General features: G+C 71.4%; 14 protein-coding genes. 1 reads left to right on the forward strand and 13 read right to left on the reverse strand.

Annotated elements, in window-relative coordinates:
• The first annotated feature begins 31 nt into the window (after positions 1-31).
• A complete protein-coding gene (locus ACIBG6_RS36340) occupies positions 32-1,375 on the forward strand; it encodes a carotenoid oxygenase family protein (RefSeq protein WP_399227025.1) in 1,344 nt (447 codons plus the stop codon).
• A 129-nt stretch (positions 1,376-1,504) separates the two neighbouring features.
• Here the strand turns inward: ACIBG6_RS36340 and ACIBG6_RS36345 are convergent, their stop codons facing one another.
• From ACIBG6_RS36345 to ACIBG6_RS36405, 13 genes are all read right to left on the reverse strand, one after another.
• The gene (locus ACIBG6_RS36345; protein WP_399227026.1) at positions 1,505-2,044 is read right to left on the reverse strand and encodes a carboxymuconolactone decarboxylase family protein; all 540 of its coding nucleotides are present in this window, start codon (positions 2,042-2,044) and stop codon (positions 1,505-1,507) included.
• A 131-nt stretch (positions 2,045-2,175) separates the two neighbouring features.
• Positions 2,176-2,691, reverse strand: a complete 516-nt coding sequence (locus tag ACIBG6_RS36350; RefSeq protein ID WP_399227028.1) for a hypothetical protein — start codon at positions 2,689-2,691, stop codon at positions 2,176-2,178.
• A 74-nt stretch (positions 2,692-2,765) separates the two neighbouring features.
• Positions 2,766-3,326 carry a hypothetical protein gene (locus ACIBG6_RS36355; RefSeq protein WP_399227029.1) on the reverse strand — a complete coding sequence of 187 codons (561 nt, stop codon included), beginning with the start codon at positions 3,324-3,326 and terminating at the stop codon, positions 2,766-2,768.
• Positions 3,327-3,435: 109 nt separating this feature from the next.
• Positions 3,436-4,587 (reverse strand): putative PEP-binding protein, encoded by a 1,152-nt coding sequence (locus tag ACIBG6_RS36360; RefSeq protein WP_399227030.1) that lies wholly within the window; start codon positions 4,585-4,587, stop codon positions 3,436-3,438.
• Between the two features lie 50 nt (positions 4,588-4,637).
• Positions 4,638-6,521 carry an FAD/NAD(P)-binding protein gene (locus ACIBG6_RS36365; RefSeq protein WP_399227031.1) on the reverse strand — a complete coding sequence of 628 codons (1,884 nt, stop codon included), beginning with the start codon at positions 6,519-6,521 and terminating at the stop codon, positions 4,638-4,640.
• A gap of 193 nt (positions 6,522-6,714) precedes the next feature.
• Positions 6,715-7,218, reverse strand: a complete 504-nt coding sequence (locus ACIBG6_RS36370) for a hypothetical protein (RefSeq protein ID WP_399227032.1) — start codon at positions 7,216-7,218, stop codon at positions 6,715-6,717.
• 851 nt (positions 7,219-8,069) lie between these two features.
• Positions 8,070-8,789: a DUF2306 domain-containing protein gene (locus tag ACIBG6_RS36375; protein WP_399227033.1), complete on the reverse strand. Its 720-nt coding sequence runs from the start codon at positions 8,787-8,789 to the stop codon at positions 8,070-8,072.
• Positions 8,790-8,857: 68 nt separating this feature from the next.
• Positions 8,858-9,631: an SDR family oxidoreductase gene (locus ACIBG6_RS36380; RefSeq protein WP_399227034.1), complete on the reverse strand. Its 774-nt coding sequence runs from the start codon at positions 9,629-9,631 to the stop codon at positions 8,858-8,860.
• A 22-nt stretch (positions 9,632-9,653) separates the two neighbouring features.
• Positions 9,654-11,177, reverse strand: a complete 1,524-nt coding sequence (locus ACIBG6_RS36385) for an FAD-binding protein (protein ID WP_399227035.1) — start codon at positions 11,175-11,177, stop codon at positions 9,654-9,656.
• Positions 11,174-12,100 carry a class I SAM-dependent methyltransferase gene (locus ACIBG6_RS36390; protein ID WP_399227036.1) on the reverse strand — a complete coding sequence of 309 codons (927 nt, stop codon included), beginning with the start codon at positions 12,098-12,100 and terminating at the stop codon, positions 11,174-11,176. Before ACIBG6_RS36390 ends, ACIBG6_RS36385 begins: the two co-directional genes overlap by 4 nt.
• A complete protein-coding gene (gene hppD, locus ACIBG6_RS36395; RefSeq protein WP_399227037.1) occupies positions 12,090-13,217 on the reverse strand; it encodes a 4-hydroxyphenylpyruvate dioxygenase in 1,128 nt (375 codons plus the stop codon). Before hppD ends, ACIBG6_RS36390 begins: the two co-directional genes overlap by 11 nt.
• Positions 13,218-13,228: 11 nt before the next feature.
• Entirely contained in the window at positions 13,229-13,441 is a 213-nt protein-coding gene (locus ACIBG6_RS36400) for an MbtH family protein (RefSeq protein WP_399227038.1), read from the reverse strand.
• Positions 13,438-15,225 (reverse strand): non-ribosomal peptide synthetase, encoded by a 1,788-nt coding sequence (locus ACIBG6_RS36405; RefSeq protein WP_399227039.1) that lies wholly within the window; start codon positions 15,223-15,225, stop codon positions 13,438-13,440. The genes ACIBG6_RS36400 and ACIBG6_RS36405 overlap by 4 nt, the downstream gene beginning before the upstream one ends.
• Positions 15,226-15,227 lie beyond the last annotated feature (2 nt).

Here is a 15,227-nt window from a genome sequence, read left to right on the forward strand (position 1 = left end):
CGTAACAGTGATACGTCATGGGGGCGCAACGATGATCGCAGCGACAGCCGAACCGGCCGGCCTCTGCGCCGTCCCCCCCGTCACACGGGAGACCACCGTCCCCGCACCCGGCGTCCTCGGCACCCTCCCGACGGAACTGGACGGCACCTTCCTCACCATCGGCCCCAACCCGCTGCACCGGCCCCCCGGCGAGCACCCCTTCGCGGGCGACGGCATGGTCCACGCCCTACGGCTGCAAGGCGGCCGCGCCCACTGGTACCGCAACCGCTGGCTGCGCACCGACCGCGCCGCCCGCATCCTGGGCGAACTGCCCGCCCCCGGCCCCCGCTACGGCCTGAACGACAACGCCAACGCCAACCTCGTCCACCACGCCGGGCGCACCCTCGCCCTCGGCGACGGCGGCCCGCGCCCGCTGCAGATCGACCAGGCCCTCGACACCGTCGCCCGCATCGACTTCGACGGCACGCTGCCCGGCGGGTTCGCCGCACACCCGCAGCACGACCCCCTCACCGGCGAACTCCACGCGATCGCCACCTCCCACGAGGCGCCCTACGCCACCTACCTCGTCGTCGACGTCCACGGCCGGGTACGCCGCCGGGTCCCCGTGCCGCTCAAGCGGCCCGTGATGATGCACGCCTTCTCCCTGACCGAGCACTACGCGCTCGTCTACGACCTCCCCGTCGTCTTCAGCCCCGCCGCCGCCGCGGCCGGCTCCCGCGTCCCCTACGCCTGGGACGACGGCCACGGCGCCCGCCTGGGGCTGCTGCCGCGCAACGGCGGACCCGACGACATCCTCTGGGTCGAACTGCCGCCGTGCTTCGTCTTCCACCCCGTCAACGCCTACGAGACGCACCGCCACATCGTCGTCGACGTCATCCGCCACCCGCGCGTCTTCGACCGCGACCCCCACCGCCCCGGCGAGACGCCCTCCACCCTGACCCGCTGGACCGTGGACACGGCCGCCGGCACGGTCGTCGAGGAACAGCTCTCCGGCCTCCTCCAGGAATCCCCGGTCATCGACGACAGGATCCGCGGCACCCGGCACCGCTACGCCTTCGCCACCGCCCTGGATCCCTCCGGCCGCGAACTGCTCGGCGGGCCGGCACTGCTGCGCCACGACCTGGCCACCGGACTCACCGACACCCACCGCCTGCCCCCGGGCCGCACGAGCGGCGAGGCCGTCTTCGTCCCGCGCGAGGCGCGCGCCCCCGAAGCCGACGGCTGGCTGCTGAGCATGGTCACCGACGAGCGGACCGGCCGCGGCGAACTGATGGTCCTGGACACCGCCGACTTCACCGGCCCCCCGGCCGCCGTGGTGCCCCTGCCGGTCCCGGTGCCGCACGGCTTCCACGCGGCCTGGGTGGACGGCGGCTGACCACGACGCACGCGGCCGCACGGACGCACGCGGACGCACGCGGGCGGGCCCGGGCGGACGCGGGCGGACGCGGACGGGCCCGGCCCGTCCGCGTCCGCCCCTGCCCGCCCGCGAGCCGCGTCAGACGCGTCAGCTCCCCGAGACGTACCCCTCCGACGTGATCCGCTTCGCCCCCTGCTCGAAGTACTCCGCATCCTCGGGCAGTTCGGTGTCCAGCCCGGTCACATACCGGTTGTACATGCAGAACGCGGCGGCGATCAGCACCGTGTCGTGGATCTGCGCGTCATCGGCGCCCGCCGCCCGCGCGGCGGCGACCGTGGCGGGCTCCAGCGACCGCACCGGCCCCCGGATCTCGGCCGCGATCCGCAGCAGCGCCCGCAGCCGCGGCGTGATGGGCGCACTGTCGGGATCCGCGAGCACCGCGTCGACGACCTCACGCCCTCCCTCCAGCTGCGCGGCGGCGAACGCCCCGTGCGAGCCGGAACAGAAGGGCGTGGTGTTGAGGTGCGAGGTGTAGGCCGCGATCAGCTCCCGCTCCCCGCGCGAGAGCGACAGGGGCGAACGCAGCAGCGTCTCGGCCAGCAGGCTCAGCGGAGCCGCGGTATCGGGCCGGTGGGTCATCAGCCCGCGAATACCAGGCTGGTCGTTGTGGAGGTCGATGTGGACCACGGTGGGTGTCCTCTCCCGAACACGACGGTACGGCCGTGATCTGCGGCCGTTTCATGCTCCGCCTCCGGCGGGGGAGCGGGCCACTCCCGACGTGCGCAGCGCCCGCACACCTCCCGCCGCAGCCGGACGTTCTACGACGGCCCGCCAGACGGCCCGCCCGCCCCGCCCCCGCGACCGGCCGCCACGGCGCGGTCCGCCACGGCGCGGCCCGCCGCCGGCCCGCGGCCGGCCGCCGCACGGCCACCGCGCGCACCCGTACGCGGCGGCGGCATCAGATGCCGCCTGGCCAGCAGCACGACGATCCCGTAGCCGCCGACGAGCAGCACACCCGTGAAGATCCACTCATGGGATCCCCCGGGACTGTAGACCCGCCCGGCGGCCCCGATGTCGACCGCCCGGGCCTCCTGCCCGACCGTCAGCGCCTCACGGCCCCGCCCGTACATCTTGACCGGCTCGCGCACCACCATCCCGTCGGCGGAACGAAACGAGCCGACCCACTCGCACGTCTCGTGTCCCGGATGCCGCACACACGCCAACTGCCGGGCGGTGAAAACCCCCGCCACCCCGTCGGCCGTCGCCGCGCGCATCACATGGCCCAGATTGGTCAGCGAGACCGCCAGCAGCGCGCACCCCGTCACCAGCAGCACGGCGGACACGAAGCCCGACGGCCGCCTGGCCCGCGCGCCGCTCACCACCCCCGCCCCCGCCTTCGTTTCCGCGGTCAATCCTGCGCCGCGCACGTACAGCGCGCCGCCGCGTTGTCCGCCCGCTCCGCCCGGGCGTGCACGACCATGGCGATCACCATGGGAAGGGTGACGAGCGCGTTGTAGAACAGGTGGAGCTCCACCCGCGGCGCGATCAGCTGGATGATGCTCGTCGGCACGGCACGGCCGGCGATGTAGGCCCCGGCCAGCGCCTGGACCAGCAGCAGCAGGTGCTCGAAGTGGTGCCAGATCTGGACGCCGAGGGTGACGTTCCACCACGTGCGCGAGGTGCCCGTGAACCCCGGACGCAGCACTACGAAGCCGACCAGCATGACCAGGGCGTAGCCGTAGTGCATCCACTCCGAGGTCACCAGCCAGGGGAACGGGATCCCCAGGACGCCCTTGGCCTCGGGCACCGGCCAGCCCAGCACGTAGATCTGGACCGCCTGGGCGAGGTGCTCGGCCCAGTGGGCGATGACGATGACCGCGAAGATTCTTAACCCGGTCTTGTGGAGTCTGCTGTTGAGGAGGTCCATACCGGTGCGGATCCGGTACGGCGATGCGGTATCGGCTGACATGGGAAGCCTTCCTGGTCCGATTCGAGGGGCACCACCCCGGCAGTCTGCCCAGCGCCAAACCCTTTATCTGCAACCGCAGTCGGGTTCCGTGCCGGCCCTTTTTGCGGGGTCAGGCCGGCGACTGAAGGAGCACCTGGCGGAGCTCGGCGGTGCACATCATGTAGCCGTCGGGCGACGGCAGGCGCTCCAGGTAGTGGGCGAGGTCCGCGCCCAGCGCGAACACCCTCACCGGGGTACGCGCGGCGCGCGCGGCCTGGACCACCCTGAGCGCTCCGTCCAGGACGGCCGGGTGCCGGGTCTGGTAGGTGTCGGCCACCAGGTGGTTGCTGCGGTCCGCGGCGAGATAGAACTGCACCAGGTCCTTCATGCCGACGAACAGCTCCGCCGCGCCCGCGGCGCAGATCGCCGTGGTGGCGTGCACCGCCGCGGGCGTCTCGATGAACGCGGACAACGGCATGCCGGCCGGCAGTTCCAGGTGTGACCTGAGCTGGGTGAACTCCTTCTCGTCGTTGAGGAACGGAGCCGACAGGTGGACGCGGCCGGCCTCCTCGCCCAGCCGTTCGCGCAAGCAGGCGAGTACGGCGTGCAGTGCGTCGCGGTACGCGGTCGAACCCAGCAGCCAGCGTGCGCCGTGCAGGCCCAGCTCGGGGTTGGGTTCGACCGGGACCGCGGCCAGTTCGGTGACGTCGGCGGCGTGGTCGGAGCGCAGGTCGAGAAGTCTCAGGACGAGCCGCTGGCCGGGCAGCAGCGCCTCGGCGAACGCGCACAGCCGCTCCGCGACGGCCCGCCCGTAGGCGGTGATGCCGCCGGGGCCGCCGTCCAGGGCGTCGAGCGGGTGCAGGCCCGCCGCCAGGCAGAGGAACTCCTCGCGGATGAAGAAGGACTCGACCCGCTTGGCGTTCGGCCCGCACGCGTTGATCGTGCGGATGTCCTGCAGGTCCGCGATGACCGCGCAGGCCGACCCGAGATCCTCCGGTGTGGGCAGGGCCGCGCTCGTGCCCGACCCGATGAGGACCGACTGGCTCTCCAGGTCCAGCGTCACCTCGCCGACCAGGCCGGCGAGATCGGCCTGGTCGACGCGGAGCACGGGGATTCCCCTGCCGCGGCAGATGGACTGCATGTGACCGGTCAGCCCACCCGAACCGCAGACCACCGCACGCGCCGCCACGATCGCCTCGTACAGACCCGCTTCGAGGGAGGGGGTGACGAGGATCGATCCCTCCAAGGGTCTTCTCGTGCGGTTGCAGATCCCTCGCAGCACACCCTGTGTGCCACCGGTCAGGAGAGATCCCTGAACCCGCCGCCCGTCCACTAGTCCTCCAGAGCTTCGGCGTTCTCTAACCTCAATTGCCGGCGCAGCTGCCGTGGCGTCACGGAGACGTCGGTGAGCCGTCCGACGGCGACCCGGTTGACGACCGCCCTCGTCAGGCGTTCGCGGCGGGACGTTTCCACCGCGAGGACCGAAATCCCGTCCATGGACCGGATGCAGGCGTCCAGCCGGGAATCGAGCAGTTCCCGCTCACGACGCGTGCTCGCGGCCAACCTCCTCACCTCCAGGACGACAGCCTCCCCGAACCGGATCCGGTCCGCTTCCTCTATGTTGCTCACGTGGCCGCGGAATTGGGCTTCGATATCGGCCACCACGTCTTTTTCCGATTCCAGCTGCTCGAGTGCGCGCGCGGCGACCGTGATGGACTGGTTCTTGATGGCGGCGAGATTGAAGGCGAACGCGCCGGTCCGCCCGTTCCGCACGATCTCATCGCCTTCTCTGAGCACACCGACCGCCGAGATCGGGCCGGCCGGCCGGCCGTCAGGGCCCAGCAGCGTCCCGTGGTCGTCGACTTTCAGACCGCGCCCGGTGCGCTCATGGGGCACCGCGATGCCTCTGCGCAGGAGGTTCTCCCAGAGCGAGTGGCCGACCTTGCGGTAGTCCCACTCCCGGCCGAAACCGGACACCACCAGGTCGGCCTCGATCGTCTGTTTCTCCTCGGGGGACACCACCGAGACGGCCAGCCGCCCGCCCTGCGCCGGGGTGATCCGCTCCACCGCGCCGACGACCAGCTTCACCACCCCGTCCGCCGACCGCATCGCCCGCTCGATGATTGCCATCGTGTACTCCACGGCGCCGACCCGCAGCGCGGCGATCGCGGTGCTGAACTCGTCCAGCAGGCTGCGCAGTTCCGCCGAGGGAATCTGCTCGACGGCCTGCGGAAGATGCGGCTCCCACGCCTTGGCCACCCGCTCGGCGACCACCGCCTGCTCGATCCCGGGGTACTCCCTGGCGACCGTCGAGCAGGCGCGCTCCCACTCGGTGCGGACCCGGGCGAGGAACTCCTCGCGGTCGCGGTACGGCTCCAGCAGCGTTCTGGGGCAGGGCAGTTGCAGCACACCGTGTTCGTGGTCGCCGGGGTAGGTGCGAAACAGCGTCCCGCTCCTGGAGATCAGGTGGATCGTGCCGGTGTGCCCCTGACGCAGCAGAAGGCCCGCCGAGTCGTACGCGCTCAGCACGGATCCGACGATCGCGACCCTCGCCTCGGGCGCCAGGCCCGCGAGCTTGGCGACGCCGTCCGCGCTGTAGGCGTTGCGCACGAACGCCGGGTGGTCGAGGACCTCGGAGGCGAACGGCGGCTGCCTGAGTTCGAGGCCGGTCGCGAGAACGACGTGCTCGGCGCGGATCACGGCCTGCTCCCTGTCCCGCCCGGCCCGCCGGCCGTCCGCGGCCGCCTGCCGCACCGTCACCTCGACCCCGCCGGGCAGCACCTCCATGTCGACGGCCTCGCCGTCCGCTTCGACGAGCACGACGCCCGGACAGGCTTCCCCTCTCGCCTGGGCGAGCCGGTCGGTCAGGTAGTCCTGGAAGATCCGGCGGGGCGCCGGGCCCTGCTCGGTGAACTCCAGCTCGGCCCAGGGCGCCGGCCAGTCGCGGCGGTCTGCCTCGGAGTTGGCCCAGCGCACGAAGTCGAGGACGTCCTCCCGGAACACCGACATCCGGCCCGCCTGGATGTTGAACACATGGTCCCAGGGATTGCCCTGGCGGTGATAGGCGACGCCGGCCGAGCGGTACTCCGAACGCCGCTCGAGCAGGACGATCTCCAGCGGCCTGCGCGCGAAGCGAAGCAGCCGGATCGCCGTGGCGGTGCCGGCCAGACCGGCACCGACTAAGACGACGCGCGGAGGTGTGCCTGTTCGACTCATGGCGAAACTCCCGGTGAGTGAGGGAAACCCGGCGCCGCTGTCCCGCGCCGGGCACAAGGGCCGTCGACGGAGTATCCCTCCGGACCAAACCCCTGCGGCCCGGACCGACCGGATCCGCTGTCACCGACGCGATCGGCCGTCACCGGGGGGCGCCGCGCCCGGCGGCGCTCCCCGGCGCTGTGCTGAATCGTGGTCAGGCCAGCGCCGCGCGATCGTCCGTCACCGTGCGGCACTGCCCCGGATCCGGGGCGCGGAAGACCGGCAGGACGGCGACGCCGTCCGCGGCGGCGCGCTCGGCGAACTGCCAGTAGTCCTGCTCGAAGGCGCGCGTCGCCGACATGATCACGATCATTCCGGAGCCCTGGGCGGCCATTTGCTCGACGGCCGTTTCGGCGGCCGTCAGCTGGGCGCCGGCATCCTCGCCTCCGATCGCCACGACGGCGACGTCGATGCCGCCGGTCCACTCCACCAGCTCGGCCGTGTACTCCTGGAGTCGGCCGCGGTCGAAAAGGTCGACCTCGGCCGCTTCGGCAACTCCGCCGGCATCAATTATCCGGCGGGCCGCCGCATCGGCGTTATCGCGTGAAGAATCAGCTAAGAAAATCAGTGCGCGCTGACTGGCGAACGCTCTGACCAGCACAGCGCTGTGCGGGGCCGTGACACCGTACACGACCACCGTTTTGTCCTCGAGGAGCACGAAACACTTCCTATCCACGTTCTGCAGTTACGGGATCTGCATCACCCCGGCGACGAGGGCGACGGCTGCTTTCCCATGAGGCGCCGCGGGCAAGTTCCTTTCCGGACGGCTCGATACGCCGATCGTATGAGAATAATCGCCGAAAGCAAATTCGAAGAGCATTCGAACATTTGCGCCGAAAGTCGGGATATGTTGATCGCGGGCGGCTGTGTCAGCGTCGAGTGCGGCTGGTTCAGCGGGGCGGCATATGCGCGGCGGGCCGGGGCGCGGCGGGCTGGAGGCCGAATCGGCCCCCGGCGAATCGGGGATCTGCCGTGAATCCGGGCCGCGAATCCGGGCCGCGCAGGAGATCCTGGGCACCGTCGGCGTTATGGGGAGAAAATCGGACGAGCCGCTCAACTGGAATGCGGTGGCCGGCGTCGCGGGATGGTGTGCGTACTTTTTCTCCCGCATGTTCCCGTCGGTTGCCGGAGTGTCGCCTCGTGGATTCCTCCCGGCGGCGCTGCCGGAAGAGCCGGAGAAACTCCGGCCGGCCGTGAACGGGGCCGTCGCGGACAGGGGAGCGGGCCTCGCATTCAATAGCGCCGGAGCATTCGGCGCGCGCTGCGGCCGGCGCGCGGGGCCGTCCCCGACGAGCTGCCGGCGACCGAGCGGCTTCGCACCGTGCACCCATGGTGCAAAACCTTACGTCCCTGCCTCGCCCGGGGTGCGGGCCGGGGGCACGGTCCCGGCGCGGGGCACGGCTGCCGGCCGGGGGCCCGGGACACAGCGAAGCTCCGGTCGACGGGCGGCCGGGGAGGGCCGCCCCGTCAACCGGAGCTCCGTCGTCGTGCGGCTGGGTGTCGGGCCGGCTACCGCGCCAGCAGGGCCGCCCGGGGGGCCGTGCGCTCCAGCCACCAGTGGGCGATCAGGAGATTGATCACCCAGCTGGTCCAGGTGGAGAGTTCCACGGCGAAGGAGATGCTGACCTGGAGTCCGGGGAAGGCCAGGATCATCTCGGTCAGCACCCGGCCCCAGGTGGTGCCGAGGGAGATGGCGAAGCTGTAGATCATCCAGCGGCGGTGGTCGACGAACCGGCGCTGGCGGACCGCCCGGTAGCCCAGCAGCGTGGTGACGATCCACAGCACCCCCGACAGGGCCAGCCCGGACGCGCCGAAGGGGGCCAGACTGAAGGGCAGGAGGGCGAACGCCAGCAGGGTCGTGGGCAGCATCGCGACGAAGATGTAGACCCGGCCGCTCACCCGGTGCACCTTCGGGTGGTGACGGCGTATCCAGGGCAGGACCTGGAGGAAGACCGTCACCAGTGCGAGGTTGCCGAGGACGGCGTGCACCACCACGACCAGGTGGTGCTGCGGGAAGTCGGGATCCAGCGCGATCCGGGACTGCTGCGGATCCCCGCTCAGGTAGCGGGGCAGGGCGTACAGCAGGTTGAACACCACGATGACGGCCAGCGCGGCCACCCATGGGCTGTGCCGCCAGCTGGGTGCCGGGCCGGGCGCGCGCCGGGTGCCCGGTCCGCGGTGCCCGGCTCTGGCGGCGGGGGCACCGGTTCCCTCCGTGTTCTGTGTCACCGCGGGGCCTCAACTTTTCTCTAAGGGCGGGGAGTCGGTCAGGGCGGTTCGGTCGGGGCGTGAGCGGTTCAGTGGTGGTATTCGCCGGCGTTGGCGTCCAGACAGTGGCCGGTGACGGCGCGGGCCATGTCGGAGGCGAGGAAGAGCACCACGTCGGCGATCTCGTCCGGTTCGGGCAGCCGGCCGAGGTCGAGGGTGGCCGCGATCTCGTCGTAGATGTCCTGGACGGTGACGCCGCGCTCGCGCGCCCAGTGGCCGAAGCCTTCGCGCAGGGCGTCCGCCCAGATGTAGCCGGGGGCGACGGTGTTGACCCGGATGCCCTGGGGGCCGAGTTCGGTGGCCAGGCTCTGGGCGAGGGACAGCAGGGCGGTCTTGCTCATCTTGTAGGTGCCGAAGAGCCGCTTGGAGTGGTGCAGCACCGCGGAGTTGATCATCACGACCGATCCGCGGCTCTCGGCCAGCGCGGGCGTGAACAGCCGGGTGAGCCGCAGCGCGGCGTACACGTTGGTCTCGAAGCCGGCCCGTACGTCGGCCAGGTCGACGTCGACGAGGTCGGTCAGCGGGGGAACGGCGAAGGCGTTGTTGACCAGGGTGTCGACGCGGCCGAAGGTGTCCGTCACCGCCGTGGCCAGGGCGGCGGCCGACGTCTCGTCGGTGATGTCGGTCGGCACGATGAGCGCCCGGCGGCCGGTCTGCTCGATCTCGGCGGCGATCTGCTTCAGCCGGGACTCGGTGCGGGCGGCCAGGACGACGTCCGCCCCCGACCGTGCCGCCCGAAGGGCTATCGCCCGGCCGAGACCCGGCCCGACACCGGAGACGACGACGACCTTGTTCTCAAGCACGGTGATCCTCCGGAAAGTGGATTCATTGGGGCGGGAGTGCGATCGACAGCGAGTGCCGGAAGACATCGCGGGGGTCGTAGGCCCGCTTGACCTGCTGCAGGCGCGGGTGGTTGTCGCCGTAGTAGATCCGCGGCCAGTCCACCCCCGAGGAGTTGAACGCCGGGTCGGCCAGGTCGGCGTCGGGATACCCGATGTACGCGCCGGAGCTGACGTCGCCGGGGACGGGCACCCCACCGCTCTCCGCGTACACCTCGCGGTAGAAGCGGCGCAGCCACGCGATGTTGGCCTCGTCCTCGTCCTTCGACTGCCAGACCCCGCAGCTGTAGACGACCTTGAGGATCGAGTCGCGCTGGACGGTGGCCGTGGCCTGGGGGGAGACGGTGTTGACCTTCCCGCCGTAGCCCGCGATCACGACGCACGTCGTCGGATTGGACCGGCCGGGATCGGTGAGGTAGCGGTACAGGACCCTTCGCTGCCGCTCGGTGAACCCCTTGCGAAGGTTTCCCGACTTGTCCTTGTAGCGGCCCTTGGGGTCGTTCGGGAAGGTGTACGAGGGCATCCAGGAGCTGAACCAGGGCACGACCTCCCGGGTGTGCACCACCGGTTCGACTCCGACACCCTTGACGACCGCCTCGTACTGCTCGGTGAACACCGCCTCGGCGTCCGGCCCGTCATGGTCGATCACCACCGTCATGCCGAACATCCCCGACGCCCGGTGGGTGGCGACCAGATTGCTCCACAGCCCCGCCGCCGGGCTGCCGGCGTCGTCGTTGTTCTCGTACCAGGCGCAGTAGTTGTCCAGCAGCGTGCCGAAGGCGTCCTCGCTCATGCCGTCCCAGGGCCACATCACCGTGCGCTTGAACACCCGGGCCGGCGCCTTGGGCAGCAGCGCCCCCGGGTCGTCGGATTCGACCCCCGGTGTACGCAGCCAATACCGGGTCACCACACCGAAGTTGCCGCCGCCACCGCCGGTGTGCGCCCACCACAGCTCGCGGTGCGGGTCGTCGTCGGCGGCGGTGGCGACAACGGCCCGGGCCCGGCCGCTCTCGTCGACGACGACCACCTCGACGGCGTACAGGTGGTCGACCACCAGACCGTCACGGCGCGAGAGATGGCCGTATCCGCCGCCCATGACGTGCCCGCCGGCACCGACGTCGAAGCAGGTCCCGCCGGGAATGGTCACCCCCCAGCGCTTGAACAGGGTGCGGTAGACCTCGCCCAGGGTGGCCCCCGCCCCGATCTCGATGGCCCGGCGCCGCGGATCGTGCGCGATGGTGTTCAGCTGGGACAGGTCCAGCAGCACCTCGATGTCCGGCGAGGCGGTGAAGTCCTCGAAGCAGTGCCCGCCGCTGCGGACCGCGATCCGCTTGCCGGCGGCCACCGCGTCCCCGACCGCCGCCACCACCTCATCGGTGCCCACGGGCAGGCACACCCGTTCGGGCCGGCCCGTGAAGCGGTGGTTGTAGCCCTGGACGAGGTTCTCGTAGCGGGCGTCCCCCGGCTCGATCGCCAGCGGGGAGACCGATTCAACTCCCTTGCCTGTCATGCCTGTTCGCGCCTTCCTGTGCCCGGTGTCGCAAGCGACGCTCGCACCTCGCCGCCCGGGGCGGCATCTCGCGGATTGCGCTCTTCCTCCAACAACCCGAGGGACTTCGCCAGCGCTTCGGTGTCCACGCGCACCCGGGGCCCCAGCCGCGGCCGCTGGCCGGCGTCGGAGTACTTCCTGGGCGTGGCGCCACTGGTACGGCGCAGCACGGTCATGCTGTTCTGGCGCAGCTTGTGGTTCTCCAGCAGGCTCAGCACCTCGAACTCGCCGGGCCGCAGCCGCTGGCTCTCGGCGATGTACTTCAGGATCGCCTCACCCTCCGGGTAGGTCATCAGGTAGTGCATGACCACGATCCCGCCGTCGGGGTCGATCAGATCCCAGCAGTTCTCGAAGAAGTACAGGCAGTCCCAGGCATCCACCCAGGCGAAGTCGATGGGCCGAAACTCCGCGGGCAGATGCTTCATCGCGCCGCGCATGTCGGAGTTGACCACCGTGACCCGGTCGGCCAGGCCGAGTTCGGCCAAAGCCTCGGTCACCTGAGGCGCGGACGACGACGCGTCGGAGAGATCGTCGATCGCGACGAACTCGGGCCGGTAGGGCCGAAGGTAACGCGACGGCACCAGCAGCGCCGGCTCGGCCTCCACCCACTCCTCGTCCAGCTCCCGGCCGTCCCTGAGATACGGCAGGGTCTTGCGGGCCAGTCCCTCGGCCTCGGCCTCGGCCAGCGCCTCGACCTCGGCCAGCGCCCGCGCCAGGAACGGCGTGGTGTGCCCCATGCCGATCTCCAGCACCCGGCGCGGCCGCACCAGGTGGATCAGCGAGGACAGCAGCGGCGCCACCACCTCGGTTCCCATGCCGGGCATCCGCAGCCGCTCGACCACGGCCCGAAACCGCCCCTCGTCGGCCGGCACCTCAGGAGACATCGCCGGCCCCCCTGCCCTGCTCGTACTCGACGGCCTGGTACAGCGCCTTGATGTTGCCGCTGCCGAACGAGCGCGCCCCCATCCGCTCGATGACCTCCAGGAAGAGCGTCCCCCGCGGGTGCACGGACCGGGTGAAGATCTGGAACAGCTGCCCGTCGTGATCCTCGTCGATCAGGATGTTCAGCCGCTCCAGCTCGCCGACCGAATGCCCCAGCGGCGTCAGCCGCTCCAGCAGCAGCCGGTAGTACGCCTCCGGAGTGGGCAGGAAGTCCACCCCCCGGGAGGCGAGCGAACCCACCGAGCGCACGATGTCGTCCGTGGCGAAGGCGATGTGCTGCACCCCGGGCCCGTTGTGGCTCTTCAAGAACTCGTCCAGATGACCGGTGGCCTTGCTCTGATCCGGCTCGATCAGGGTGAGGGTGACCGCACGGGAGCGGCTCTGCACCACCTTGGTGATCATGACCTGGGCGTCGACCTCGATCCGCTCGGTGAAGACCAGCTCGAAATCGAGGACCGTCCGGTAGAACAGGACCGTCGCGTCGATCTGCCCGGGCTCGACGCAGATCGCGAAGTGGTCGATCTCCGTCAGCCCACAGCCGGCGTCCCCGGAAGCCTCCTGCCCGACCGGCGCAAGCCCGACCGGCGAGAGCCCGGGCAGCGCACGCTCCCCGCTGCCGCCGGCGCGCTCCACGAACGTGTGCGTCATGTCGCCGATCCCCGCGATGGTCGCGACGACCAGGCCGTCGCGGGCGACGGGCGCGGACACCGGCCGCGCGCCGCGGCGGACCGCTTCGGCGAAGGCGGCGCCCGCGTCCGCGACGCCCAGCGCGATGTCGGCCACCCCGTCCCCGTGCCGCTCCACGTACTCCGCCCCAAGATGACCGGCCGCGACCGGCTCGCTCAGCAGCAGCCGGATCCCGCCCCGCCCCAGCGCCAGCGACCGCACCCCCACCGGCCCCGGCCCGCCCTTTGAACGCGCGTACACCGTCAGGCCGTACCCCCCGGTCAGCCAGTCCGCCGCACGCGCCAGGTCCGCGACATAGAACCCGACATGGTCGAGGACCATGTCCGAGAACGCCGCCGCGGCCGCCGGGGCCGCTTCTAACCGTCCGCTCATCGTCCTCTCCTTCAGTTCGTCCGCAGGCGCCGCGCGAGAGCGCGCGGCCGAAGGTCGCTCCAGTGCTCGTTCACGTAACCCAGCGCAGTGGCGCGATCGGCCGGAGGCAGGGCCACGGTCCATCCGCCCGGCACCGGCGCGGCGGCCGGCCAGAGCGAGTACTGGCCCTGCGCGTTGACAAGGACCGAGAACAGGGCGCTCTCGTCGTCGAAGGGGCCGCTCATCGTCGCTCTCCTTCCGTCCGCTCCTCAGGCGCCGGCCCGGCCGGCCCCAGGAGCCCGTCCAGTCCGAGCACCGTCGGCGCGTCGAAGAACTGGGTGATCGTCACGTCCGTGTCGAACAGCGACCGGATGCGGCTGATCAGCCGCATCGCCGCCAACGACTGCCCGCCCAGGTCGAAGAAGCTGTCGTCGATCCCGACCCGGCCCACCTCCAGCGCCTCCGCGAACAGCGCGCACAACGTCCGCTGCCGCTCGTTCAGCGGCTCCCGCCCGCCGGCGGGCCCCGACTCCGGCCCCGGCTGCGGCAGCGCCCGCCGGTCCAGCTTCCCGTTGGGCGTCAGCGGCAGCTCCGCTACGGCGACGAACGCGCTCGGCATCATGAAACCGGGCACCAGCCCCGCCATGTGCGCCCGCAGACCAGCCGCCTCGAAGCCCTCTCCCGCCGCCACGTAGTACGCCACGAGCCGCCGGTCCCCGGCCGCCGACACCACCCCCGCCACCGCGGCCTGAGCGATACCCGGGTACCGCGCCAGCGCCGCCTCCACCTCGGCGAGCTCCACCCGGAAACCGCTCACCTTGACCTGCTCATCGGCCCGGCCCAGCACCTCCAGCAGACCGTCGCCGCCCAGACGCACCAGGTCCCCGGTGCGGTACATCCGCTCCCCGGGCGCACCGAACGGGTTCGCCACGAAACGCTCCGCCGTCAGATCGGGCCGCCCGAAATACCCCCGGGCCAGACCCCGCCCGGAAATATGAAGCTCACCGACACCGCCCGCCGCGACCTCGTTCAGGTCCTCGTCCAGGACGTGCAGCCGCACACCGTCCATCGCCCGCCCCACCGCCACCGGACCGTCGGCGCGATACGGCGCGGTCATCGGCAGATGCGTACTGAACAGCGTCACCTCGGTCGCCCCGTACATGGCCCGCACCACCAGACCCGCATTGGCATCGAGCGCCTGCCGGACGGCGGCCGGCGCGATGACATCGCCACCGGTCAGCACCTCGCGCACCCCGGCCAGACACCCCGGATCCGCCTCCATCAGCACCCGGAAGAGACCCGCGGTCAGATGGACGCCGGTGATCCGCTCCTCGGCGATCAGCCGGCGCACCAGAGCCACGTCGATCTCCCCCACGGGGGGCACCGCGATGGTTCCGCCGTGCAGCAGCGGAACCCACAACTCATAGGTGGAGACGTTGAACGCGTAGGGCGCCAGCGCCAGCACCCGCTCGTGCCGGCCACCCTCCCAGATCGAGTCCAGGGCCAGACCCAGCGCCTCCTGATGGGTGACGGCCACCCCCTTGGGCACCCCCGTCGAACCCGAGGTATGGATGACGTACGCCAGCTGCGCCGCCTCGACCGGGACGCCCGGGTCGCTCGCCGGGTAGGGGGCCAGGCCCTTCTCACCCTCGACGGTCACGACCGCGGCGGCGCCCTGCGGCACGCCCCGCCCGCGCGTCTCCTCGTCCACCAGCAGGACGGGCACGGCGCAGTGATCCATGATCGACCGCATGCGCTCGAGCGGGTACGCGCTGTGCAGCGGGAGGTAGCAGCCGCCGGCCTTGAGGATCGCCAGGATCGCCACGACCACGTCCACGGACCGTTCCATCAGCACCGCGACCGGCGTCTCGGCCGATACTCCGAGCTCACCCAGCCGGTGGGCCAGCCGGTTGGCGCGCTCGTCCAGCTCCCGGTACGTCAGGCGGTATCCGCCGGAGGAGAGCGCGATCGCATGAGGCGTCCGGCGTGCCTGTTCGGCGACATTCCCGTGCAGGGAAGGGGAAGTCATGG

The sequence above is a fragment of the Streptomyces sp. NPDC050842 genome (genome assembly GCF_044456565.1).
GTDB lineage: Bacteria > Actinomycetota > Actinomycetes > Streptomycetales > Streptomycetaceae > Streptomyces.

Bases quoted from the DNA above. Each gene is read 5' to 3' on its own strand.
- ACIBG6_RS36340 (WP_399227025.1), top strand. From the start codon at position 32: ATGATCGCAGCGACAGCCGAACCGGCCGGCCTCTGCGCCGTCCCCCCC.
- ACIBG6_RS36355 (WP_399227029.1), bottom strand. From the start codon at position 3,326: ATGTCAGCCGATACCGCATCGCCGTACCGGATCCGCACCGGTATGGAC.
- ACIBG6_RS36365 (WP_399227031.1), bottom strand. From the start codon at position 6,521: ATGAGTCGAACAGGCACACCTCCGCGCGTCGTCTTAGTCGGTGCCGGT.
- ACIBG6_RS36385 (WP_399227035.1), bottom strand. From the start codon at position 11,177: ATGACAGGCAAGGGAGTTGAATCGGTCTCCCCGCTGGCGATCGAGCCG.
- ACIBG6_RS36390 (WP_399227036.1), bottom strand. From the start codon at position 12,100: ATGTCTCCTGAGGTGCCGGCCGACGAGGGGCGGTTTCGGGCCGTGGTC.
- hppD (WP_399227037.1), bottom strand. From the start codon at position 13,217: ATGAGCGGACGGTTAGAAGCGGCCCCGGCGGCCGCGGCGGCGTTCTCG.
- ACIBG6_RS36400 (WP_399227038.1), bottom strand. From the start codon at position 13,441: ATGAGCGGCCCCTTCGACGACGAGAGCGCCCTGTTCTCGGTCCTTGTC.
- ACIBG6_RS36405 (WP_399227039.1), bottom strand. From the start codon at position 15,225: ATGACTTCCCCTTCCCTGCACGGGAATGTCGCCGAACAGGCACGCCGG.